Annotated in this window: 15 protein-coding genes; 4 read left to right on the top strand and 11 right to left on the bottom strand. The window is 46.1% G+C overall.

Annotation, left to right across the window (positions count from 1 at the left end; translation table 11 throughout):
• Nucleotides 1-283: 283 nt before the first annotated feature.
• From QUA54_RS27570 to QUA54_RS27555, 4 genes are read right to left on the bottom strand one after another with little or no spacing between them, the layout of a single operon-like run.
• On the bottom strand, nt 284-1,390 hold the full coding sequence (locus tag QUA54_RS27570; protein ID WP_333417453.1) for a hypothetical protein: 1,107 nt from the start codon (nt 1,388-1,390) through the stop codon (nt 284-286).
• Nucleotides 1,387-3,303 (bottom strand): CHAT domain-containing protein, encoded by a 1,917-nt coding sequence (locus QUA54_RS27565; protein ID WP_333417452.1) that lies wholly within the window; start codon nt 3,301-3,303, stop codon nt 1,387-1,389. The genes QUA54_RS27570 and QUA54_RS27565 overlap by 4 nt, the downstream gene beginning before the upstream one ends.
• Complete coding sequence (locus QUA54_RS27560) at nt 3,293-4,450, bottom strand: DUF1822 family protein (protein ID WP_333417450.1); 1,158 nt, start codon at nt 4,448-4,450, stop codon at nt 3,293-3,295. The genes QUA54_RS27565 and QUA54_RS27560 overlap by 11 nt, the downstream gene beginning before the upstream one ends.
• Nucleotides 4,451-4,475: 25 nt before the next feature.
• The gene (locus QUA54_RS27555) at nt 4,476-5,225 is read right to left on the bottom strand and encodes a hypothetical protein (protein WP_333417448.1); all 750 of its coding nucleotides are present in this window, start codon (nt 5,223-5,225) and stop codon (nt 4,476-4,478) included.
• A gap of 1,076 nt (nt 5,226-6,301) precedes the next feature.
• Between QUA54_RS27555 and QUA54_RS27550 the strand changes: the two genes are divergently transcribed.
• The gene (locus QUA54_RS27550; protein WP_333417446.1) at nt 6,302-13,777 is read left to right on the top strand and encodes a hypothetical protein; all 7,476 of its coding nucleotides are present in this window, start codon (nt 6,302-6,304) and stop codon (nt 13,775-13,777) included.
• A 247-nt stretch (nt 13,778-14,024) separates the two neighbouring features.
• On the opposite strand, the gene QUA54_RS27545 is transcribed toward QUA54_RS27550, so the two are convergent.
• The 3 genes from QUA54_RS27545 to QUA54_RS27535 form a co-directional block, all read right to left on the bottom strand.
• A complete protein-coding gene (locus QUA54_RS27545; protein WP_333417444.1) occupies nt 14,025-14,978 on the bottom strand; it encodes a hypothetical protein in 954 nt (317 codons plus the stop codon).
• 251 nt (nt 14,979-15,229) lie between these two features.
• Nucleotides 15,230-15,442, bottom strand: a complete 213-nt coding sequence (locus QUA54_RS27540) for a hypothetical protein (RefSeq protein ID WP_333417442.1) — start codon at nt 15,440-15,442, stop codon at nt 15,230-15,232.
• 140 nt (nt 15,443-15,582) lie between these two features.
• Nucleotides 15,583-15,855, bottom strand: a complete 273-nt coding sequence (locus tag QUA54_RS27535) for a hypothetical protein (RefSeq protein ID WP_333417440.1) — start codon at nt 15,853-15,855, stop codon at nt 15,583-15,585.
• A 476-nt stretch (nt 15,856-16,331) separates the two neighbouring features.
• Here QUA54_RS27535 and QUA54_RS27530 point away from each other — a divergent pair, with 476 nt between their 5' ends.
• Nucleotides 16,332-17,441, top strand: a complete 1,110-nt coding sequence (locus QUA54_RS27530; protein ID WP_333417438.1) for a hypothetical protein — start codon at nt 16,332-16,334, stop codon at nt 17,439-17,441.
• Nucleotides 17,442-17,520: 79 nt separating this feature from the next.
• Here QUA54_RS27530 and QUA54_RS27525 read toward each other — a convergent pair whose 3' ends face one another.
• The 3 genes from QUA54_RS27525 to cobU all read right to left on the bottom strand — a co-directional run bounded on the left by QUA54_RS27525 (nt 17,521) and on the right by cobU (nt 21,135).
• Nucleotides 17,521-19,590, bottom strand: coding sequence for an AarF/ABC1/UbiB kinase family protein (locus tag QUA54_RS27525; RefSeq protein ID WP_333417458.1), 2,070 nt, complete (start codon nt 19,588-19,590; stop codon nt 17,521-17,523).
• Between the two features lie 270 nt (nt 19,591-19,860).
• A complete protein-coding gene (locus QUA54_RS27520; protein WP_333417436.1) occupies nt 19,861-20,283 on the bottom strand; it encodes a hypothetical protein in 423 nt (140 codons plus the stop codon).
• 276 nt (nt 20,284-20,559) lie between these two features.
• Nucleotides 20,560-21,135, bottom strand: a complete 576-nt coding sequence (cobU, locus tag QUA54_RS27515; RefSeq protein ID WP_333417434.1) for a bifunctional adenosylcobinamide kinase/adenosylcobinamide-phosphate guanylyltransferase — start codon at nt 21,133-21,135, stop codon at nt 20,560-20,562.
• A 309-nt stretch (nt 21,136-21,444) separates the two neighbouring features.
• On the opposite strand from cobU, the gene QUA54_RS27510 reads away from it, so the two are divergent.
• Entirely contained in the window at nt 21,445-22,413 is a 969-nt protein-coding gene (locus tag QUA54_RS27510; protein ID WP_333417432.1) for a glycosyltransferase family 2 protein, read from the top strand.
• 1 nt (nt 22,414) lies between these two features.
• Here QUA54_RS27510 and QUA54_RS27505 read toward each other — a convergent pair whose 3' ends face one another.
• Nucleotides 22,415-22,627: a hypothetical protein gene (locus QUA54_RS27505; RefSeq protein ID WP_333301340.1), complete on the bottom strand. Its 213-nt coding sequence runs from the start codon at nt 22,625-22,627 to the stop codon at nt 22,415-22,417.
• Between QUA54_RS27505 and QUA54_RS27500 the strand changes: the two genes are divergently transcribed.
• A complete protein-coding gene (locus QUA54_RS27500; RefSeq protein WP_333417457.1) occupies nt 22,536-23,471 on the top strand; it encodes a glycosyltransferase family 2 protein in 936 nt (311 codons plus the stop codon). The genes QUA54_RS27505 and QUA54_RS27500 overlap by 92 nt on opposite strands.
• The last annotated feature ends 18 nt before the right edge of the window (nt 23,472-23,489 follow it).

The raw sequence follows: 23,489 nt of genomic DNA, 5'->3' as shown, positions 1-23,489 counted from the left end.
TGTTTTTTTAGTAGATGATATCTCGTACACTCTGATAATTGCGAAAGTCCGCCAGCGCCCTCTGACAGTCCCAAAGTCCGCCAGGGAATGAATTCCTTGGCTCATAGCGAAAGTCCTCTTCAGAGGACTGTAGAAAAAAGTTTGGTATTAGTCCACTGAAAAGGACTATAGAAAAACTTTGATATAAGTCCACTAAAGTGGACTTAAGCTTTGAGGCAGGGAATTCATTCCCTGCCGGAATTCACGTCACAAGCCCTGCCGGAATTCACGTCACAGCGCGTTACTATTTCCTCTCTTCCCTTCTTTGCAAATCCCGCAATTGCTTCTCTACTTTCTCCGCCATCGGCAAATCTCCCAAAGTTGTATATCCATCTTTTGCCAGTCGCAAATATTTCATAGCTTCCAGATTATTTCTCATCGCTGAATGAACTTGTCCCAATCCGTATCGAGCCACTGTCAACTCCTCAATATCGTCAGGTTTCGCCGTATTAATCACCTTGGAATAGTAGACTTCAGCCTGGGGAACCAGTTGTAGCTTTTCCAGATACAGGTCGCCCAACGTGCGATAAATGGGCGGTGTTTCCACTCCTGTTTCTTGTAACTTTTCTAAAATTTCTCTTGCTTCGGCAATCAAGTTTGTGTTAAGATAGACGCTAGAAATTGCTAAATTTTTGGCGTTTTCGTTAGGTACTTGTTTGTCGATCGCCCCAACTGCATCCTTAACGGCCTGAACCTGCTTCTCATCCAGCAACCCAAACTCTATATCTCCTTCTCCCACGGCACTTTCTGAAGAAACGCCCGTATTCGCCTCGACAATTAATCTGTACTTAACACCCGGTTTCAGCGCTGGTTCCCCCGGATACACAGCCTCAGTGCCGCTAACAGTCATTTCCCAGTTTAATTTCGCTCCATTTTCGCGGAGGCTCAACTTATAGCTAGTCGCACCAGCAACCGGATTCCACCGCAAAATTGGCTTGCTGTCGAGCAATTGTGTCCGCCTCGGACTGATAATATAAGGAATTGGCGCGCTATTCCAAGCAATTTTACCGTCGCCGCGATCGGGACATTTAATCAAGTCGGTGCTGCAATCAGATTTCGACTCTTCTTTGGTAAACAAACAGCTATTCAATTGATTTTCACCCGGTGCGATCGACTTAATTCCCAAATCTGCACATTGGATCGTCAGTTGTGCGTTTTGTGCTGTTCGCAATTTGTCTCCCGGATAAATCGGCGTACCGCTGGTAGGGCGAACAATTCGGCCGTCTTGGCGCTCGATCGCAACTTCCCCGCTACTATGGATAATCAGTCCGTTGGATATTCTGTTACTGGCTGCTAGTGCGGTAGTTGCGATCGAGCTTAAAGCTATAAAAACTGCAATCCTGATTTTCACTTGATATTTCCTTTTATTCGTAAATGTTGTTTGGCACTTTGGATACATTGCTCTTGTTCTGGTACGCTAGATTTAGAATATTTAATCGTTTTTTTCCAGTGATATAACGCTTCATGTGGTTTACCTTTAGTTTCCAGAACCTGTGCTAAATAACACTGAGCTTCAGGGCTATTATCTTTCAATCCAATTGCTGTTTGAAAATCTATTTCGGCATCGTCATATTGCTTTTCTTTGAACCGTATCCAGCCGCGATTTTTGATACAAGCAGCTTTTACTCCGTCGTGTTTAGCGTGTTCTAAACAAAGGTTTATCGCCTTTAAAGCTGCTTGATGTTTATCCTTGCGGATGAATAATTTAGATATTTGAGCAGAAGCATCAGGAAGTCCTCGCAATACAGCATTTTGCATTGCCTCTAACGCACCTCTATCGTCATTCAATTCGTCGCACAACATAGCTAAGTTATAGTAAGGTTGTGCATAATTTAGGTTAATTAAACTTGCTAAATTGTAGAATGTTTTAGCAATTAAAGGTTTATTTTTACGGTGGTTTTCCATGCCAATTTGATTAGCAACTGGGGCAAGTATCGGGCCCATTAACATATAACTGCTAGCGGTAGTAGCTAAACCGATTCCCAGGCGCTGCATCAAATTAGAAATAAAAATAGAGATATCGTTGTTTGGGCGATAGCCCCCAGTATCACCCAAAACATCTCCCACAGCAACAACCGGGCGATCGCACTCTAATTGCGGTAAAGTCAACCCCTCAAAAGTTGGCTGCTGACAGAGCACTGGTATCGCGCTCGCGCCAGGGAACTCAGATTCCCACTTCTGCAAATCATCCTTAGCTTTTCGTACTGCTAAAAACAAAGGATTGTCTTCGCTTAAATATCCGAATAAAGACTTAACAAAATCGTGAGCAATTTTATCGGGTATCGGCGCACGCATCACAATCATTGACGGTAAAGGCAAGCCTCCAGCAACTAAATCTGCTGCCAATTGGAGGCTAGAACAAGAGTTTAAAATTAGCAACTCCAATCCTTGAAAAATTGATTTTTCCAACCCCTCTTTTAAATAGTCTATTGTGACAGTATTATCGCAATCTGCTTGATTAATATGCAGCCATCCCTTGACAGCATTGCTATTGCTATGTCCGCCGTAATATAAAATCTGCCAATTTTTTTCATCCTTTAACAACTTCTCGCGTAACTTTTCCGGTGTTGGCTGGTGAATAAATTGTAACTCGCAGCGATCGTAGCCCAAAGATCTCTGAATACTTTTCTCATCTTGTTGCAGATCGAGTCCCTCACTATTACCGGAGACACATAAAATTCTACCTCGCGAAGGCAGAGGCATTCCGCCTATAGTTGCCTGTTTGAGAGCTTTTCTATACTGTGACGGACTTTTAATTATCTCACAATTTTTGTAATCTTCGCGAAATTTCCACGCATCCCAAGGTAGATGCCAATTTTCTGAATCTTTTATTTCTAGAAATACTTCAAAGCACTGATATCTGCCACCAAAAGCATCAACTACGTTTCTAAAATTATGCTCAATTCCAGCATAAAATTCCTCACTACTCAGCCACTGGCTCATCACTTCATTCAAGCATTGATAGATAAATTTAGGATTCTCTTCAGAAATATTTGTGATCCCTGTGGGCTTGACTTTAATCCTAGAAAATATGTTGCTAGATTGTCTAGCAAGGCAAATATTTTGCCACCTTCTTTGCATCTCCTCAACTTCCGACGCTGGTGGCAAACTTCCTTTAAATTTATGGACTGTTGTTCGGCTTTCTTGAAACTCCCCTGTGATGTCGGGAAAACCCTTTTTTAGATCTCCCATCCCTAAACCCAAGATAAATCTTAAGCTCATAAATTTGATGCGATCGCAGTGAATCAAAATATCATACCACAAAATTTTCTGTGACGCTGAAATTATCCAAAGCTACTCGAATACTAAAGCTCTCGTCTCCCTCTACCTCAATATCTTCCAGCAAAATGCACCTGTCCTGAATCCTTGATTGTGACTCGTTTAGGTTTTCTCCGATGTCGGATATTAAGGAAAGTTTAATATTTGTTGGTAGGTAACGCTCTCCCATCGCCGGATATAATTGAACCTGGACTTTGAAAGTGCGATCGCCCTCTTTGGTAATAGCAACCAACAAAGCAACAGTAGTTCTGCCCAAACGCATTCGTAAGTCTATCAACTTTGCCCGCACAGCATCGGCTGCAGGAAACCTATTCATGCTGCTGTGATAGCCCTGGGAGGCAGATTCGCCACTAGAATTTCCACCTCCTCTAAATGCAGGACTTAGGTGCTCATCAGGAAAAATTAAATCTTCTAAATTTTGTTTACCTTGCTCAATTTTATGCCAACCTCTTTCTCTAAGATTTTGCAACCAATTGCCTGAATTAGATTTAACTGGGTTTTTAATCTCAACAGGCGAAGTCTCAGGATGTGGATTAGATACTGATTCAATAGACTCCAAATCCGATCTAGATATCTGATTCAACCACTGACGAAGATTGACTTTAGATTCCGACAAATGTTCGAGGTGAATCAAAAAGTCATCCAAAGAATTTAAATCCCTTAATACTAATTCTCCCGTCTTGGCAGTCGGAGAAAATCCCAGCAATCTTGCTTCCTTGTTATCCCCATCAATTTCTACTACAATATAACCGATACGTTCCTCCCTAGCTTCGATAGGAATAGGACATATTTCATAGGTATTTGCTTGTAAATTTTGATTGCCGTTGTCTGCCTTTTGATGTATGGCCTTAATTGGGCGACATTCAATTTTTCCCAACCCTGTAATATACAAATCTGCCGTATCCTCAAGCATCCGAATTACTGAATTCCAGCTATCGCATTGAGTCAAATCAGCTTCAATATCTAAAATTTTTAAATAATTTTGGACTACCAAGACTGCCAGAGTATTGAGATAAATCTGTTCTATTTTTTTCGGATGATTGTGTGCGGAAGCAAATTGCCATGCTAAACGAATTGCCTTTTGGGTAATTGGCATTGGCAATGATTGAGTTCCGGTAATATTGTTATTCATTTCCCTACTTTAACTCCTTCTATGATTAATAGCCATGATTTTCGCGAAATTCTTGCAAATGATTACGACATTTTTTTTTGTAAAAGCCGTATAGTGTAGGATAAGGACAGCCAAACTCTAATGCTATTGTCGAAAAAGTTTTACCAGATGACAAGCTTCTCAATATAACTTGACAAGTTAGATCTTTCCGCCCTCGAATGTGCTCGCTTAATACCCCATCCGGGTTGGTTTCAATCCAGTTTTTGACTTCTTCAAAATCTCGAATATATTCGAGAATATGACTTTCATCGCGATCGGCTAGCTGTTTGATTAGATCGATCAATTCTCCATCTGGTAAAAGTTGTTCGTTATTGCATATCTTTTTGTTTTCTTTAGCCCTCTTAAGAGTCAAAGTTAAAAGTCGCCACTTCAAGCAATTGTTAAACCAAGTAATCGGATTACTTCGAGTGCGATCGTATTGAGTTCCTGTGCGGGCTTCCCACAAATTGTTACAGAAAAACTCCCACTGATCTTGAACTGCATCTTGGTAGAAAGGTTCATTTTTATGATTTTGGCAGATCAGGCCGGAATTTTGGATCTTAGTCACAATTTGGCTCAAATAACGCTTTCTGGTAAAACCAGGAGGATGCTGGGAAGCTTCGATGAAAAGCCGATCGAGCTCTTGATATAGAAGTTGTCTGTGGGATAAATTCGATTCTCCCTCACCCTCAACAGCATCGGTTTGGTTCTCGGATGGGCGGTCTTCCCCCTCGGAGGGGATGTACTCATCATTCATAGTTCAGTGCGGCCGCAACTTTGTTCCTACATTTATTTATCAGGGTGAGTTGGAGGAATTTATGCGAAATTCTGAAATCTTTTTTGAGCGGATGGTTGAAAGTCTTGCTGTGCGGTGGATTGGGCTGTTCAATTAGATGTGAATTTTTGTTAAGACGCATCAAAACCTGCATAAACCGGGTTTTTGCGATTTATGCAGGTTTGTAACGAAGTATTCTGCGAAAAACCCGGTTTCTGACCACCCGTGCGTAACATCGATCGCCCTTAAATCCCGAAAACACCCGTCGTTCCGTACTTTCACCCAGTGTTTGCAAAACTCGACCAAAAAAACTTGAGAGTTTTGCATAAAACTACTGAGCTCACCCCGATAAGTAGATAGGAAGAACAAAAAGGCTTGAGGGGCGATCGATCTTTGGCGCTAACAACCAGATCGATCGCGCAATCCGGCTATCTCGCAATCCGGAACTCCGGCAAGGGTTGAAACCCCTGCCTCAAAGCGAAAGTCGTCTGAAGACGACTGAAGAATTTACCAGTCCTCTTTGAGAGGACTTTGGCTATGAGGCGGGGAATGAATTCCCCGCCGGATTGTGGGAAAGCGCGTGATTCGATCGCCCTTAAATCCCGAAAACACCGGTTGTTCCGTACTTTCACCAGTGTTTGCAAAACTTTACAAAAAAAACTTGAGAGTTTTGCATAAAACTACTGAGCTCACCCTGATAGATATACAGAAGGGAAATTACGAAGTTCGATCGCACTTGTTGAGAGTTATTCAAAAGTCGCATCGCCCGTAACTTCCCGATCGAAATCCGAACCAACATCCCAACGGATATTGGAAACGGGTTCTTCCGATGTTGGTTTAGTCTATTTCCACGGTTGCATTTATTGAGTTGATTTGAGTCAGTAATTGCGACAACTGAGTTGAAGTGCGATCGCACTTCGCGAGACTTCAGTTTGGGTAAATGACGGATATACGACAGCTAGAGAGTGCAGAAGTGCAGAAGTGCGATCGGGCTTGTCGATACAGTCGCTTTGTCAATTTTCAGAACAGTTTGTATCTACCACGCTAGGATAAAAATCATGGCTACTCCTAACTTTGAATTCGATAAAGTTTACGACCAACTGGTTGAAGATGGAGGTAAATCTCATTTTCTCTATGTCAATGGAATTCGTACTCTCGACTTTGAGTTTAATCGTGACCTGAATTTACTTGACGCACAATGGAAAATCCGTAACAATAAATGGGCGCAAGGTGAATCAGGTTTTCGAGGATCAATTGAACTAGATGACAGATACTTAAATACATCAGGTGGCAAAGATTTTGTAGACCTTGCTTCCTTTGCAACTAATTTTCTCTTTGAAATGGCTCTTAATAATCTTATTAATTTTGATGATTGGAGCCCTAGCAAAGCCAAAGATTATAAAGACGCTCAAGATTCTGGTTTTAATTTAGGTGATTTTTTTGGATCGTTGCTTGGCAATTTTCAAAAAGCTTTTGATTTATTTAATGATTTTGGAGAGGCTTATGAATTAGCTAAAAGCTTTGTGAATGTTTTTGCTAGTGGCGGAAGCGCAGTTAATCTTTTCAGCGATGCTGATTTTACAGCCAAAGCCATAAAGTTTCTGCAAAAATTTTTGCCAACTCCAATTGATGCTGCAATTAATAGTTTGTTTGATGCTCTTAACCCAGATTTAAAGGAAGCTCTCAAACAATTCTGGTATCCAGATATAGCACCTAGTCAGGAGGTAAATAGCCTGTGGGTTCCAGATGTAAACAAATGGCTTATTACACCAAATAATTCTCTAATTCTAGTTGGTCACTCTCAAGGCAACTTTTTCCTAGAAGATGGCTTGCAAGAAATCGGAGGAGCTAGCAAGGCAGATCGAATTAGAGTCCTAGCAATGGGTTCGCCAAGTAGCTATATCAATGCGGGCGGTCTTACTTTATATAAAGGAGAAAATGTTTCCAACAACAATCTCAAAAATAACGATCCAGTAACATGGCTTCAACTCGATCAGCCTAACCCATTTGTCTGGGAAAAATTAACTAAAATTTTTCAATTGGGAGTTGGAATGATCAGTCCAGGAATTAGCGAGCATGAATTTAATGTATACCTGGCTCAACACAAAAATGTTGTTGATGATTATTTGAATAATGTTTTCTACGAACTACACCCCAAAGGATTCTATTTCCCCAAAGGAACGGTTACTACGAGTTCTACCAACGATGATGATTGGGTTCAAGGAGATGGTAACATTCAAGGTGGCTTACGCAACGATGTTTTGCTAGGAACTGGTGATAGCGACACCTTAACAGGCGATTCTGGCTTCGACTTTTTGGACGGGGGAGAAGGAGGAACTGATACTGCTAATTATTCCGGCAGTCCAATTGGAATTAAAGTTCGGGCAGACAAAGTTGGTAATTCCGATGTTTACAAAGTTGAAGATGGCTTTGTTGTAAAAGGCGAAAAAACTGTAGACACTCTTGGAAATATTGAAATTATCAGCGGTTCCTCCTCTCCTGACACAATGACTGGCGGTGACTACACCGATATCTTCTACGGTCAAGGCGGAAACGACCTTTTTTGGGGGCAAAAAGGAGATGACAAATTCTACGGTGGCACTGATAATGATACAGCTTACGGCGGCGATGACAATGATGACCTTCGAGGTGATGAAGGCAGCGACGATTTAAGAGGAGAAAACGGCAACGACACCCTTTACGGCGGTCAAGATAATGATTTCCTCTACGGTGGCGATGGTGAAGACGAACTTCGCGACGAACAAGGTGCCGATGACCTCCGAGGAGAAAATGGCAACGACTCTCTCTACGGCGGAACCGAAAATGATTCCTTGTACGGGGGCCAAGGTGAGGACAAACTCTACGGCGAAGAAGGAGACGATGACTTAAAAGGAGAAGAAGACAACGATTCTCTTTACGGCGGAACTGGCAAAGACACCCTCAATGGCGGCACAGGAAATGACGACTTGCGAGGCGAACAAGGCGATGATTTATTACAAGGAGAAGCCGGAAACGACACTTTATATGGTGGCGAAGACAAAGACAAACTTTACGGTGGGTTAAATGCCGACTTACTCTACGGCCAGGCTGGCAACGACCAACTTTTCGGTGAAGAGGGCGACGACATCCTAGACGGTGGTAGCGACAACGATATCCTCATCGGAGGTACCGGCGATGACAAACTCTACGGCCAAACCGGCAACGACATCATCCAAGGCAACCAAGGCGAAGACTACGCCGAAGGTGGCAGCGGCCGCGACTTCATCCAAGGCAACGAAGCCAACGACATCCTCTACGGGCAAGAGGGCAGCGACACCATAGAAGGCAACGCCGACGACGACTTCATCGATGGCGGCAACGGCCAAGACTTGCTTTCCGGCAATACCGGAGATGACAGAATTTACGGACAAGCCGGCAACGACATCATCCAAGGTAACGAAAACAATGACTGGCTGGAAGGTGGCGACGGCCAAGACATCATTGATGGCGGGGCCGATGACGATGATATTTACGGACAAGCTGGCGAAGACAATCTTTTCGGCAGTCAAGGCCAAGACTACATCGATGGTGGTGACGGCAGAGATACCCTGTTTGGCGGCTTCGATGACGACGTACTTTTAGGCCAAGGCGGCGATGACACTCTCAACGGCAACGCTGGCAATGACGAATTATTTGGCGGTACTGGCGATGACTCGTTAATCGGAGAAATCGGCGATGATTTAATTGACGGGGGAGAAGGAGTCGATCTCGTTAATTACAGAAATTCCCCCAGTGGCGTTATCGTTAATATTGACGAAAATAGCGACTACGACAACAACACCAATCAACGTTTCAAAGAATTCGTCACCGATGTCAATCCCAGCGAATATTACACCGAACTCGAACGGGATTTTGAAATTGCCGCTGGTACTGGTAAAGACGGTTTTGGCACTACCGATGCTTTGAGAAACTTAGAAGATATCATCGGTACTCGCTTTGAAGACATCTTAATTGGCAACGAAAAAGATAACCGAATTTGGGCATTAGAAGGCAACGATTTATTAATTGGCAATGCCGGCAATGACTCATTTTACGGCGGAGATGGCATCGACATTCTCAGCTACCGCCGCGACCCGAACGGCGTTACTGTCAACTTACAAACAGGCGATGCTATCGACGGTTGGGGCGACCAAGACAAAATTGCCGATATTGAAAACGTCGCCGGTTCTCGGCATGACGATAATATTACTGGCGACGATACGGTTAACGTTATCACTGGCGATGCTGGGAACGATCGCATTTACGGACTCGGTGGCCACGACAAACTCTACGGCGAATTCGGCAATGACCTAATCTACGGTGGCGAAGGCGGCGACAGCATCTACGGCAACCAAGACCGAGACACCCTATACGGTGAAGCCGGTCAAGACTACATCCGAGGTGGCGATGCCGACGACTTAATCTACGCCGGTAGCGATGACGACACCGTTGCCGGAGACGCTGGTTACGGCAACGACACAATTTTTGGCGAAACAGGCAAAGACTTACTCTACGGTGGCGCTGGCGACGACTTTGTGTACGGCGGCGAAGACAAAGACACCATCTACGGCGAAGGCGAAAACGACAAACTCTACGGAGAAGGAGACACCGACCTCATCTACGGTGGCACCGGCGACGACGAACTCTCCGGCGGCGACGACCAAGACACCCTCATCGGCGAAGTCGGCAACGACACTCTCGCAGGCGATGCAGGCGACGACACCCTAGACGCCGGAACAGGCAACGACTATCTCTACGGCGGTACCGGCAAAGACACCCTAAATGCCGGCTTCGGCAACGACCAACTTTACGGCGGCGACGATGCCGACATCCTCCTAGGCAAAGAAGGCGACGACAACCTCTACGGCGAAGCCGGCGACGACTCCCTCGATGCAGCAGAAGGCAACGACAACCTCTACGGTGGCGACGGCAAAGACATCCTCGATGCTGGAATCGGCAACGACCAACTTTGGGGAGGTCAAGACGGTGACACGTTATACGCCAAAGCAGGCGACGACAAACTGTTTGGCGAAGCGGGCAACGACTCCCTCGATGCAGCAGAAGGCAACGACAGTCTCTACGGCGGCGACGGCAAAGACATTCTCGATGCCGGAATTGGCAACGACTACCTCTGGGGTGGTCAAGATGACGATACTTTATCAGCCCAAGCTGGCGATGACTACCTGTTTGGCGAAGGCGGCAACGACAGCCTCGATGCAGCCGAAGGCAACGATTCCCTTTACGGCGATAGTGGCAAAGACTTTCTCAATGCTGGCGCAGGCAACGATTACCTCTGGGGTGGTCAAGACGACGACACTTTATCAGCCCAAGCGGGCGACGACTACCTCTACGGCGAAAACGGCGATGACATTCTCGATGCTGGCGAAGGCAACGATTCCCTCTACGGCAATAGTGGCAAAGACATTTTAGATGCCGGAAGTGGCAATGACTATCTGTGGGGAGGTCAAGGCGATGACACTTTATCAGCCAAAGCCGGCGATGACAACTTGTTTGGGGAATCTGGCAATGACATCCTCGATGCAGCAGAAGGCAACGATTCCCTCTACGGTGGCGACGGCAAAGACACCTTGTTCGGTCAAGCTGGCAACGACTTATTGCAAGGCGGTTTCGGCGACGACTCACTCTTAGCAGGTGACGGTAACGATACCCTTCTCGGTCAAGCTGACAGCGACACTCTGTACGGCTTCGGTGGCGATGACATCCTCGAAGGCAACTCAGGAACAGACCGACTTTTTGGGGAACTCGGCAACGACTCCCTTGACGGTGGTACTGAAAACGATACCCTCGAAGGCGGCGACGGTAACGACATTCTCGACGGTGGCGAAAATAACGACAGTTTGTTCGGACAAGTCAGTGATGATACGGTTATCGGCAACCGTGGCGATGACATTGTTGACGGCGGTTCCGGCAATGATTTGCTTCAGGGGAACGAAGGGCGCGATCGAATTTACGGTCAATCCGGCCTCGATACCCTGTTCGGTGGCGACGATAGCGACACCCTTTGGGGAGGAGACGACGCTGACAAATTGCTGGGAGAATCCGGCAGCGATACCCTGTTCGGCGGTTTCGGCAACGACCAACTCGACGGCGGCGAAGATAATGACAGCCTCTATGGGGAAGGTGGCAATGATACCCTAGCCGGCGGAACAGAGGACGATTTCGTTGACGGCGGAACCGAAAACGATACCCTCTCCGGCAATGACGGCCGCGACAAATTATACGGCCGCCAAGGCAACGACTTCTTAGAAGGCAATGCCGATGACGACGAACTGTGGGGTGGAGATAACGAGGATACGCTGTTAGGACAAACCGGAGATGACATTCTGCGGGGCGAATCTGGCAACGACAGCCTTGATGGTGGCGAAGGGGCCGATCGACTTTTCGGTCAAATCGGCAAAGATACCCTCTCCGGTAACAGTGGCGACGACTACCTAGAAGGCGGCGCAGACGATGACAGCTTAACTGGAGGCGAAGGGCGCGATCGTATTTTCGGAAATGACGGTAACGACATCGCCGACGGCAACAGCGGCGACGACTACATTGACGGCGGGGCAAACAACGATACTTTAGCAGGGGGAGAAGGGGGCGATCAAATTTTCGGTCAATCCGGCAACGACAGCCTCGAAGGCAACGACGACGACGACTTCCTCGATAGCGGCACCGGAAATGACACCCTGTGGGGCAACGACGGCGACGACGAACTCTACGGCCGTGAAGACCAAGATTTCATCGACGGCGGGCGCGGCAGCGACCAAATCTACGGCGGAGATGCAGCCGACACCCTCCTCGGACAAACCGGAGAGGATAACATCGACGGTGGTTCCGGCGCAGACTCGATTCTCGGCAACGACGGCAACGACAACATTTGGGCTCAAGCTGGCAACGACTTCATCAACGCCAACGCTGGCAACGACAACGTTTGGGGCAACGAAGACGACGACAGGATTTTTGGAGAAGCAGGCGAAGACAAAATCGACGGCGGTTCCGGCTACGACACCATCGACGGCGGCGCCGGCAACGACGAACTGTTCGGCGGTACGGGCAACGACCAATTATTAGGAGGTGCCGGCAACGACAAAATTGACGGCAGCATCGACGACGACAAACTCTTCGGAGGTGCCGGCAACGACTTGATGTTTGGCAGTGAAGGGCAAGACACCATGTTGGGGGAAGTCGGAGAAGACACCCTCTACGGCGGCGATGAAACTGACATGATGGACGGCGGCGCCAGTAACGACTTGGTTGTCGGCGACTCCGGCGACGACACTCTCACCGGCGACTCCGGCGACGACACCCTCGCCGGCGGCAGTGGCAACGACTTGATGGGAGGAGGTAACGGCGACGACTTGATGTTTGGTGAATGCGAAGACGACACCATGCTGGGAGGTGCCGGTAACGACACCCTCGACGGCGGTTGCGGCAACGACTTGCTAACCGGGGAAGCTGGCAGCGACAACCTCTTGGGTAACGAAGGCGATGACAGTCTCGACGGCGGCAGCAGCAACGATACCCTTGATGGCGGTAATGGCAACGACTTCTTAGGTGGCGGCAGCGGCAACGACAGCCTGAACGGCAACGATGGCGATGACAGTCTCTACGGCGGCGAAGGAAACAACGTGCTCAAAGGCGGCAACGGTCAAGATACGTTGATTGGAGGCAGCAGTACCGACCTGTTTGTGCTATCACCAAGTTCGGGACTTGATAACATTTTCTACTTCCAGGCCGATCGCGATTACTTCGGACTCTCACAAGACCTCACTTTTGACCAATTGCAAATCGTTCAAGGCGGCGAAAATTATACTAACGATGCCTTGATTAGCATCGCAGGCACCGGCGAACATTTAGCTTGGGTGAAAGATACTCAATTTAGTGCGATCGACAGTTCTCGGTTTATCCCCGTCACACCCGGAGGTGCGCTTCCCGCAGCTTTCAATACTCCCTCGGATACCGATCTTTTAACCGGCGAACCTGTTGATAGTGACGATGTTCTAAGTGCGATCGACAGCGGTTCTAGCACTAGCCCATCAAGCACGACTACTGAAGCAATTAGTCAGCAAAACAGCACGACTACTGCGTCAATTAGCCAGTCAAACAGCACGAATACTGAATCAATTAGTCAGCCAAACAGCACGATTAGCGCGCCAGCAGCCAACCCACAACCGCTAACAACAGCTACTAATCCAGCCATTTCGACAGCAACTGATGGCACAACTACCACCGATAACATCTTGCTAAACGGCGGTTTAATTCCAACCATGAATAGCTTTAGTGGCATCGATGATGACATTCTCATCTACGACTCTAACAGCTTGTTAACATCTCTAACCAGCGCTCAAACTCAGCCAATTATTCCTTTGCAAGCGGCGAGTGTTGGTAGTGCGATCGCCCCCACTGCTAATACTTCTGGTAAGGAAGCTGACCTCTTACTTAATGCGAATCCAAGTCCCATTCAGCTACCAAAAAGTAGCGATTTAAGTGGCACTTCTACCTTGTAGTAATTGTAGATTTGGTTGAGAGCGATCGAATAGATAAAAACCCGGTTTCTTGAAAAAACCGGGTTTTTTGCAGTTTTTGCGGTTTGTCATACCAAATCCGGGTTAGCTATTGTCGCGATCGATGGTATGGTTCGTCGCTCGTTCTAACGTTGCTGTTCAGCGGCTGCCAATAACCTTTCGTGCCTAACCCGATGACGTTGATTCGGTTGGGTGCAAGCGAGTTGTTATGCGGCGGAACTAGCAGGCTTTATGCCTTTGTTTTTAGTAGGGAAGCAATTTCAATCATTAATTTTCGGCGCTCTGGCTGCATATAATCAAGATTTGCTGACCAGTTCAAAATATCTATGATTTCTGCTGATTTACTGGGAGCAAATTGATTGTTTGTTACCACTCTTCTTAGTGCCAATAAAGCAGCGTATTGAGTGTAGGGCATCTCCATAATACCAACGGCTCTAGAAACTAACAAATTTATATAATCAGTTGATGTGTTCCACTCAACGTGCTTGTAAGCAGACAAACGCTCTCCCCCCTTCTGGCTATTTAGTCTTTCATGAACAGGAAAATTTATAACTTTAGGAATTAAAGTCCACATAGTTGAGGAAATTTCGTGCATTAATTTTGTGCGGTTATGTCCATAGGGCATTTCATCTCTAACCCTATCGTAATAGCCAGCCAATTGATCTATCCGCTTCAATGCTTCCGTTGAATCTATATCGCTCGCAGGATCAACTAAAGCTATGGCATCTCGATAGCGTCCCTCAAGCTGCTGCTGCGTTTCCTGAGATGTTAGATTTATAGCCCCAATATCTGATATTTTTTCTTCGTATTTTTCTGAGGCTTCTTGAACACCGTATTTTAGTTTAATTCTCAGTATATTAGTCTCAATTTCCTCAATGCCTTGTTCGCGTAACCAATTTAAAGAACCTTGCACTTGCGGAAGTTGAGAAAGAATCCAAGGAAGTAAAATAGGAAGCCAAAAAAGAAAGAGAAGAACTAAAGTTACCGATGTAACCTTTAATTCAACTGAAAAACTCCAAATATTGCTGTTAACTTTATCCGATTTAATATAAATGCTGAGTACGCTTAATACGATTAAGATAATGATAGTAATCGAGTATTTTTTTCTTAAAGAAGAGGAAAGACCCGAATAGATACTCAATCGCTCATCTTGATTAATCTTTCGATTTGAATTTCTATTCATAGAATACCACACCACACTTTGCACTAGCGGTTTAACTTTGAACAATCTGAATGCCTTCTACTCTACCTTAACTCAACAAATAAACCACCCCGATCGCCCTGCCGGTGAGAAAAAGTGACATAATTTTGTAAAGACTTGTAAATCGTAAATTGTCGAGCTAGAAGAAAAAGCGATCCCCTACCTTTCGGGAACGCTGCGCGAACGGGATAGCTTCGATCGCGCGTACTTGCAACCTTGAGGACAGCTACAACTCATCGAGTCACCAACCCGCCTTCTGTAAACTGAATAACAACTTCTTGCTCATCCAGCAAGGCAGTTCCAAGTAAAGGTCGCCTTCCTGTCGCAATGACAAGGACTTCTCGCTCTTCACCATCCCAAAGGACGATCGCTTCGTGAAGTGGTAGCAAGACTTCACTATTATCTGCCAAATTTGCGGGAATGTCGTGTCTAAAGGTCAAGCCCATCAATGAAACAGCTTCTAGAGGAAGACACAATTCCCAGTGAAGCCTGTATCTATGACGAACTCAATAGGGATGCTTGAGCCATTCGGTAGCAAGAAAGTCAGCGTTACAGTTGCGTGTCTATTTGTCACAATCCCAGATAATCACTTGCAGACACGCTCCATGACACCACCAAATGAGACAGCAACGTTATATCCAATGCGAATACCAAAGAGTCGGGCATTTGGGTGCTTCTTACTAAGGTTACGAGATGCTTGCAATCCAGTTTTATCGACTTCATAATCACCTGTTTCAATGTCGATGATGACCATCTTGCCGATGTTCTCTTCCACTTCGACCTTTTGGCGGATGTTGCTTTCGTACAATTGCTTTGCACGTTGTGCAACTTCTTCGCGGCTTAAAAGGATGGCCTGCATATATTGACTCCCGAGCGCTACGCTTTTCTGTGACTCCTTCTATGATAAGGGACGGACAAGCAGGGTGAGCATTGCAGTTCATTAAGTAAATTTGTTTTATTTTCCCAAAAGCAACTCTAACCCATAATAAGATGTAACGGAAAAACCTATTACTCTTGTGACGAAAAGCAAGGAAAAACCGATGATCTAATATCAATTAACGCCCGCAAAGTACCACCACGTACAAGTAGTTGTTTCCCTAAACCGCGTTAACTTAGAAAACTATAAAACTCCTGATGCAGCATTAACAAAACTGCTAGAACGTTGCAGTCCACACCCAAGGTAAAAAACCCGGTTTCTTCCGTCGGAGTGCGTAAGTCATGTACTGAATTAAGCGCAAATGTAAAGTTTTGTTACAACTTACTTGACACCAGGAACTAAATCTATACTATTACTGACTATAATTGGGTAAAAAATAAATTTGTAGGGGAAATTCTATGCAGAAATTAACTCGAATTTTATTCACTACAGCTTTAACCCTAAGTATTTTTTGTTCTCCCACAGCAGCTTTCGCAAAAGCAAAAATTCAGATAGCCATCCTTTTAGATTCTAGTAATAGCATGGATGGACTGATTGACCAGACTCGTACTCAACTTTGGCAAATTGTTAATTTTTTAACTAAAGTAACCAAAGATGGCGAAGTACCAGAGTTAGAAGTTGCTCTCTACCATTATGGTAATGACAGCTTACCTTCCTCGGAAGGTTTTGTCAGATTATTAACTGGGTTTACTCCAGAATTAGATTTAGTTTCCGAAAAGCTATTTAGTATCAAAACCAACGGCGGTCAAGAATATGCTGGCTGGGTAATTCGTTCAGCAATGCAAGAATTAAACTGGAGTAAAAATCAGGAAGATTTTCGCGTGATTTTTATTGCGGGGAATGAACCATTCGATCAAGGCCCAATAGTTTGGAATCAATCTGTCAATCTCGCTGTCAAAGGAGATACACTCGTTAATACAATCTACTGTGGTTCAGCCGAAAGTCAGGAACGACAACTTTGGGCATCAGGAGCAGATTTAGCAAAAGGCAGTAGTTTTAACATTAATCAAAACCAACAAATTGTGGTAATTAAGTCCCCTTACGATGACGAAATTTCTACTTGGAATACTAAACTCAATCAAACCTACATTCCCTACGGTAGAGAAGGAAGAGTAGGACAACAACGTCAAGCAGTTGAAGATAGTAATGCTGGCAGCAATACGGTTTTGCGTAGTGCGTCCAAAGCTTCTGAATACTATGATAATGCTTCTTGGGACTTGCTGGATGCTCTTGAAAACGGAACAGTTAAGCTAGAGACAATATCAGATGATAATTTACCAGAAATCATGCAGGGGATGACGCTAACACAAAAAAGAGCATATGTAGCTGGAAAGAAAACCGAAAGAGAAGCGATTAAAAAGACGATCCGCGACTTATCTCAAAAGCGTACAGCATATATTGAACAACAGCGCCAATCTAGTACCAATAGTGGTGGAAATACTCTCGATCGCGTAATGATTCAGAGTCTCCGCCAGCAATTAGCCGCTAAAGGATTCAAGCTTAATTAAAAGAACGCAGATGAAATTCCATCTGCGTTCATCTGTGTTTATCTGCTAATATCGGCGGTCAAAAAAACGCCCAATCAAACTACTTCGCAGCAGGTAAAGACAACTGAGGCGAAGTTTTAGGGTAGCTTCCATTCTCAGGAATTGCTGCCGGTTCCTGCGAAAGCAAAAACTCGCGAATTACCCTAGCAACTGCTCTTTGAGCTAAACCGCCGACTACTTTCTGCCCCATATTCTGCACTTCCGGTTTCACCAACAACTGCGGAAGTAGCTGCAATACTTTCATCGTGTCAAAACCGGGAGTTGATTGCAAAATATCCCAAATCCGCTTGATGTGCTCTAAGTTTTTTTGTTCAGTTTGTGAAACCACAGGTTGATTTGCCTTGACTCCAAACCATTCGCCGACTACAGCTTTGGCGTTAGCAAAAGCGTTGCTGGAAAGTGTGTCGAGACTTTTGACTAATTCCAAGACAATACGATCGCGAATGAAATCTCCTCTTTCGGAAAATAAATACTCTAAAGCTTGGTTCAAGATTTTGCTGACATCGTAATCCTCGCTCTCGCGGGCATTTTTGAGCAAGTTTTCTAAGCGGTTCCAGCGGAATTCCCCTTGTTTGAACAGCAAGTCTTGCAGGGATGCTCTCAATTCCGGTGCGGGGTCGCTCAACAGCCGTTTTGCAACGTAAGGATAAGCTTTGCTCAACACTTTGAATTCGGGGTCAACGTTGATGGCAATCCCTTCTAAGGTGACGAGCGATCGAATAATCAAAGCATAGTAAGCTGGAACTCGGAAAGGATATTCGTACATCACCGCCGAAAGCTCGTCAGTAATGCTTTTGAAATTTAGTTCGGCAACGCTAGCACCCAAAGCATTGTTAAACACGCTGGCCAAAGCTGGAATAATTGGCGTTAAATCGGTGTCTGGCGTTAAAAACTCCAACTTCACGTAATCTTTTGCTAAACCTTCAAAGTCGCGGTTCACCAAATGCACCACAGCTTCTAACAAGCCGTATCGCTGATAAGGTTTAACTTCGCTCATCATCCCGAAATCGAGATAAGCCAACTGACCGTCAGGAGTTGCCAAAAGATTGCCGGGATGCGGGTCAGCGTGAAAGAAACCGTGTTCTAGCAGTTGTCTGAGAGAACACTGCACCCCCACTTCAATTAAGTAAGGAGCGTCGATTCCTTGAGCTTTAACTGCTTCTAAATTAGTCAGTTTGACGCCGGTGATCCACTCCATTGTTAAGACGCGGCGGCGGGTATATTCCCAGTAGATGCTGGGAACGTAAATGTCTTTGATGTGACCGTATAGTTGGGCAAACCGTTCGGCATTTTGACCTTCGTGGGTGTAGTCCATTTCTTCGTAAATGCGCTCGCCCAACTCGTCCATAATGCTTGCGAGGTCGCTGCGAATTATTTTGAAGTTGTTTTGTGCCCAAACTGCAACGCGCCGCAGGATGTAGATATCTAAGCCGATGTTCTCGGCTAAATCTGGTCGCTGCACTTTGATTGCGACTGTTTCCCCGGTTTTGAGTTTGCCTTTGTAGACTTGTCCGAGAGAAGCTGCGGCGATCGGATCGGGGGTGATTTCTGCGTAGATGTCTTTGGGGTGGGCGCCCAATTCTTCTTGGATGAATTGATATGCTACTTCATTCGGAAATGCTGGCAATTGGTCTTGCAGCGTTGTTAGTTCTTCTAAATATACTGGCGGTACTAAGTCAGGCCGTGTTGAGAGTGCTTGTCCGATTTTGATGAAAGCTGGGCCGAGTTGCGCCAGAATTTCTCGCAGTCGGACGGCGCGACGCTTTTGGTTGGTGGCGGTACGACCTGTTTTGCCGTCGAACCACACACTGAAGGCAAAGCTAAAAAATGTCCAAACAACGCTCGACAGCCTTCCCCAGACTTGTAGAGGTCGCTTTCGGTACAGCGCTGCGATCGCCACTGGATCGTAGCGCACAGCATCTCCTGCCAACTCATAAGCTATGTCTCTGGCTGATTTGAGCGGTTCGGGAGTGACCGCCACTGTCTCTAGTTCTACTTGTACAGCTTGCAGGGGAACTGTTTCTACCTCTTTGACATTCCCGAGTGCAGCGTGAGTCCCTGAATTTGAGTAAGTTAGCGGGGAGGCTGGCGATACCGTCTTGACATCCATAAAACTCAGACCTGTGAAGCATTGTAAAGACATTGTAACAATTTGTGGCCTTCTCACCACTGCTTTAAGGTATAAAACCGAAGGCAAAAGTTATTAGTCCTTAGGGGTTAGTCACTAGCCAATAGTCCAAGACTTATGCACTAGGACTACAGAAAGCGGGTTTTTTACTGGATCTGGGGGTTGCAACGCGTCTTTTCGCGAAAAACCCGCTTTCTGGTCACTCGTGCCTCCGCTCGATCGCGTCACGTGAACGCACTACAATGTCATTCTTTATTCGCCCCCAGCTTTGAGGAGTCGATCGCGAATTCCTGACAGTTGCGATTTTGTGCTGACTGGCGATCGAGGTTGGGGCAGTTCGGTATCGGGCCAGTTCGGTAAGTCGTTACAGGGACAGAACTCCGGGGGCATTCCAGTTTTTTGGAACACTACGGGCATCGCGCAGCGCGCGCAGGGGCTGATTTCCCAAGCTGGTGTCAGCAGTTGGGCAATTGTTTCGTTTGTGCCTTGCAGGTAACAGTCTCCGCTGTCAGGGGAGATAATTTTTTGCCAGCAGTCTTCAAATTCCTGGCTGTAGCGATCGCCCGCAATTACCGATTTGGGCAGCAGCACTTCGGAACCGTTGCGAATTAATACTTTTTTGCCTAACTGAAACCAGTAAGCAATATATTTTCTCACTTCACTCTCTGATGCCATAATTTTTAGTCAATCTGTCAACTATTTGGCGATTTTAGACTTTCAATGTGCACTTGGCACTCTTTCTCAAGAGACATTTTATATTTTACATTATTTGAAAATTTTGCTATTCCTCGTGTCAAATTGTTGTGCGGTTTGCCCGAAGGAGTATGTTTTTTGACTCATTTATCTGAGTCTTGAGTTTTAAATCTCAGTTAAAATTATACCTGATTTTCAGTTAAAATTGTCCATTGACAAGCGAGATTTTTTCTCGCTTGTCAATGGCGAATCCGGCTGTTAATTTTTCGCAGCAGGCGGCAGCGGCGTACCCAGAACGCTCAGATCCAAGGCGTAACCTCCGGTGACGAGATAAACATTATCGGCGATCGCCCCGATCTGGCGCACGAGAGTGCCGAGGCGATCGCGAAACACCCGCCCCGCCGGATAAGCAGGCACAACGCCCCATCCGGTTTCTTCCCCTACCAAAATCACATCAGCCACCGCCGACTTCAAACTAGCCAGCAACTCGTGCTGCGCATTAGCCCAAACTGCCGCTTCTTTTTCCAAAAGATTCGCCGTCCAAGTTCCCAGGGAATCAATCAACAAGCAATCCGAGGGCTTGCCGGCTCGCACAACGGCCGATAATTCGATCGGCACTTCTAGAGTTGTCCAATCAACAGGACGGCGATTTTGATGCTGTTCGAGGCGACGAACCCACTCCAAATCCGTTTCATCAACCCGGCCGGTAGCCACATAGATTACTTGTTTTCCCGAACCCGCAGCCAGAGTTTCGGCCCATTCACTTTTGCCACTTCGGGCAGGCCCAGTTACTAAGATTAATTGTCTCGATGCCGGGGGTTGTGAGTTAGTCATTAGTCAGTCGATTTTAGATTTTAGATTTTAGATTTTAGATTTACTCCACAACAAATGATTTTGGGAGATTGAAGTTTGGTTAAAATTTTGGGGCTGCTGGCGACTAATGTCACGGGTTTGTCTCCGTTCTTTGGGCGGGGTCACATACAAAGGATTAAACATAATTCCCAATTGCCAATTCCCAATTCCCAATTACCAATTATGATTTAAACTGCCAACTATCAAATGCTTTTTAAGCGATAATAGCATTGTTGAGACAATATCACAGTAAGTCGATCGCGAGCCCCAGTATTTCCCAAGCTGTTATTTATGCCAGACCCTCAGATATCAGCGATTATTTGCACCCACAATCGCGCCGCCTATTTAGGGGGGGCGATCGACAGCTTGCTGGTACAGGATTTTCCCGACAACTTTGAAGTAGTAGTAGTGGATAACGCCTCTAGCGATTATGCGAGCCCGGAAAGTTCCACTTCGCGCACCCGCGAGGTGGTAGAAGCAAGACTGGGCGATCGCCGCCTCAAGTACGTCTGGGAACCCGAAATCGGTCTGTCAGTAGCCCGGAACACCGGCGCTTCAGAAGCTCGCAGCGAAATATTAGCTTATCTCGACGACGACGCTGTTGCTGACCCTAATTGGCTCAGAGTGCTGCACGCGGCTTATCAAAGCAATCAAAAACTCGCCATCGCTGGTGGCAAAGTCAATTTGCTCTGGCCTTCTGGAGTCAGCCCGCCCGAATGGCTGTCACCGGGATTGGCCCAGAACTTGGGAGCATACGATTTGGGGGAAAGTTGCGTTTACGTGACTGCGGCCGGTTTGACTCCCAGGGGTGTAAACTACTCGATCCGGCGCACTTTTCTCGAAAAAATTGGCGGCTTCGATGTCAAACTCGGTAGAGTCGGCACAAAATTGTTGTCAAATGAAGAGTTGCGGGCCACAGAATTAGCTTTAGAGTTAGGTTGGCAAGTAGTTTATCTACCGGAGGCCGTGGTGCTTCACAATGTCGCAGCAGAACGGCTCAACAAAGCTTGGTTTCTAGAGCGCGGGTGGTGGCAAGGCATCAGCGAGTGTTATCGGGAACAATTGTCCGATCGAGCGGGTATTGCTCAGCTTGGGCGAGGGGGTGAAAGAATCTTGAGGGGTGTCTGGAAGTCTTTTAAATATATTAGAGATCCGGCGCTGCGCTTTGAAAATTTCGTTTTTGCCTGGGGTCAAATCGGTTATTTGAGCGCAGCCATCCGCGGCCTGATTTTTGCACCGAAATCGACCACTAGGCATTAGGCTATAGGCAATATCCCTCGCTGCTCAAGTCGTCGGCGCGGCTGTGCCGATCGCATTTCATCCACAAAAACTCTACCGCATTCAGGTTCAAGCACTCGATTATGACATCTAGTTCATCCAAGATTCCGGTTTCAGTTCTCATTCCGGCAAAAGACGAAGAACTTAATCTACCTGCGTGTCTGGCCAGCATTGCCAGGGCGGATGAAGTTTTCATGGTTGATTCTCAAAGCAGCGATCGCACGGTAGAAATTGCCATCAATAGCGGCGCAAAAGTAGTGCAATTCTACTTCGACAAACGCTGGCCGAAAAAGAAAAATTGGTCTTTGGACAATCTGCCCTTTCGCAACGAATGGGTATTAATTGTCGATTGCGACGAGCGCATTCCGCCGGAACTTTGGGACGAAATCGCGCGGGCGATCGAAGACCCCAATTTTGACGGCTACTACCTCAACCGCAAAGTCTTATTTTTAGGTCAGTGGCTGCGTTACGGCGGCCGATATCCCGACTGGAATTTGCGTTTGTTCAAACATCAAAAAGGCCGTTACGAAAATCTCGGCACTGAATCCGTCCCCAATACTGGTGACAACGAAGTTCACGAACACGTCATTTTATCCGGTCAAGTCGGCTACTTAAAAAATGACATGATCCACGAGGATTACCGCGATTTATTTCACTGGATAGAACGGCACAACCGCTATTCTAATTGGGAAGCTCGCGTTTATTACAATATTATTGAAGGGCGCGACGACAGCGGCACTATTGGTGCTAACTTATTTGGAGATGCCGTACAGCGGAAGCGATTTCTCAAAAAAGTTTGGGTGTGGCTGCCTTTTAAACCAATGCTCAGATTTATTTTATTTTACTTCATTCAGTTAGGCTTTTTGGATGGAAAAGCCGGCTATATTTATGCAAGGTTATTGAGCCAATACGAGTATCAAATTAATGCCAAACTTTACGAGTTGCGTTGTTGTGGCGGTCAGTTGAATGTGGCGGAATCTCAACCGCCTTTGTCGCCGCCAGTAGTTATCAGTCAGGAGACAGAAGTGAAATTGCCGTGAGAATATCTGTTAGTCCGC

This window comes from Microcoleus sp. MOSTC5 (assembly GCF_036701825.1).
Taxonomy (GTDB): Bacteria; Cyanobacteriota; Cyanobacteriia; order Cyanobacteriales; family Microcoleaceae; genus Microcoleus; species Microcoleus asticus.
The sequence above is the reverse complement of the archived record's forward strand: the minus strand, read 5'-3'. Positions and strand labels throughout refer to the sequence as shown.

Coding starts and splice junctions, on each gene's coding strand:
- QUA54_RS27560 (WP_333417450.1), bottom strand. CDS start 4,450: ATGAATAACAATATTACCGGAACTCAATCATTGCCAATGCCAATTACC.
- QUA54_RS27510 (WP_333417432.1), top strand. CDS start 21,445: ATGCCAGACCCTCAGATATCAGCGATTATTTGCACCCACAATCGCGCC.
- QUA54_RS27545 (WP_333417444.1), bottom strand. CDS start 14,978: ATGAATAGAAATTCAAATCGAAAGATTAATCAAGATGAGCGATTGAGT.
- QUA54_RS27530 (WP_333417438.1), top strand. CDS start 16,332: ATGCAGAAATTAACTCGAATTTTATTCACTACAGCTTTAACCCTAAGT.
- QUA54_RS27555 (WP_333417448.1), bottom strand. CDS start 5,225: ATGAATGATGAGTACATCCCCTCCGAGGGGGAAGACCGCCCATCCGAG.
- QUA54_RS27525 (WP_333417458.1), bottom strand. CDS start 19,590: ATGGATGTCAAGACGGTATCGCCAGCCTCCCCGCTAACTTACTCAAAT.
- QUA54_RS27505 (WP_333301340.1), bottom strand. CDS start 22,627: ATGAAAACTTCATCCGCCCTGGCAATGCTGGCCAGACACGCAGGTAGA.
- QUA54_RS27535 (WP_333417440.1), bottom strand. CDS start 15,855: ATGCAGGCCATCCTTTTAAGCCGCGAAGAAGTTGCACAACGTGCAAAG.
- QUA54_RS27550 (WP_333417446.1), top strand. CDS start 6,302: ATGGCTACTCCTAACTTTGAATTCGATAAAGTTTACGACCAACTGGTT.
- QUA54_RS27520 (WP_333417436.1), bottom strand. CDS start 20,283: ATGGCATCAGAGAGTGAAGTGAGAAAATATATTGCTTACTGGTTTCAG.
- QUA54_RS27540 (WP_333417442.1), bottom strand. CDS start 15,442: ATGGGCTTGACCTTTAGACACGACATTCCCGCAAATTTGGCAGATAAT.
- cobU (WP_333417434.1), bottom strand. CDS start 21,135: ATGACTAACTCACAACCCCCGGCATCGAGACAATTAATCTTAGTAACT.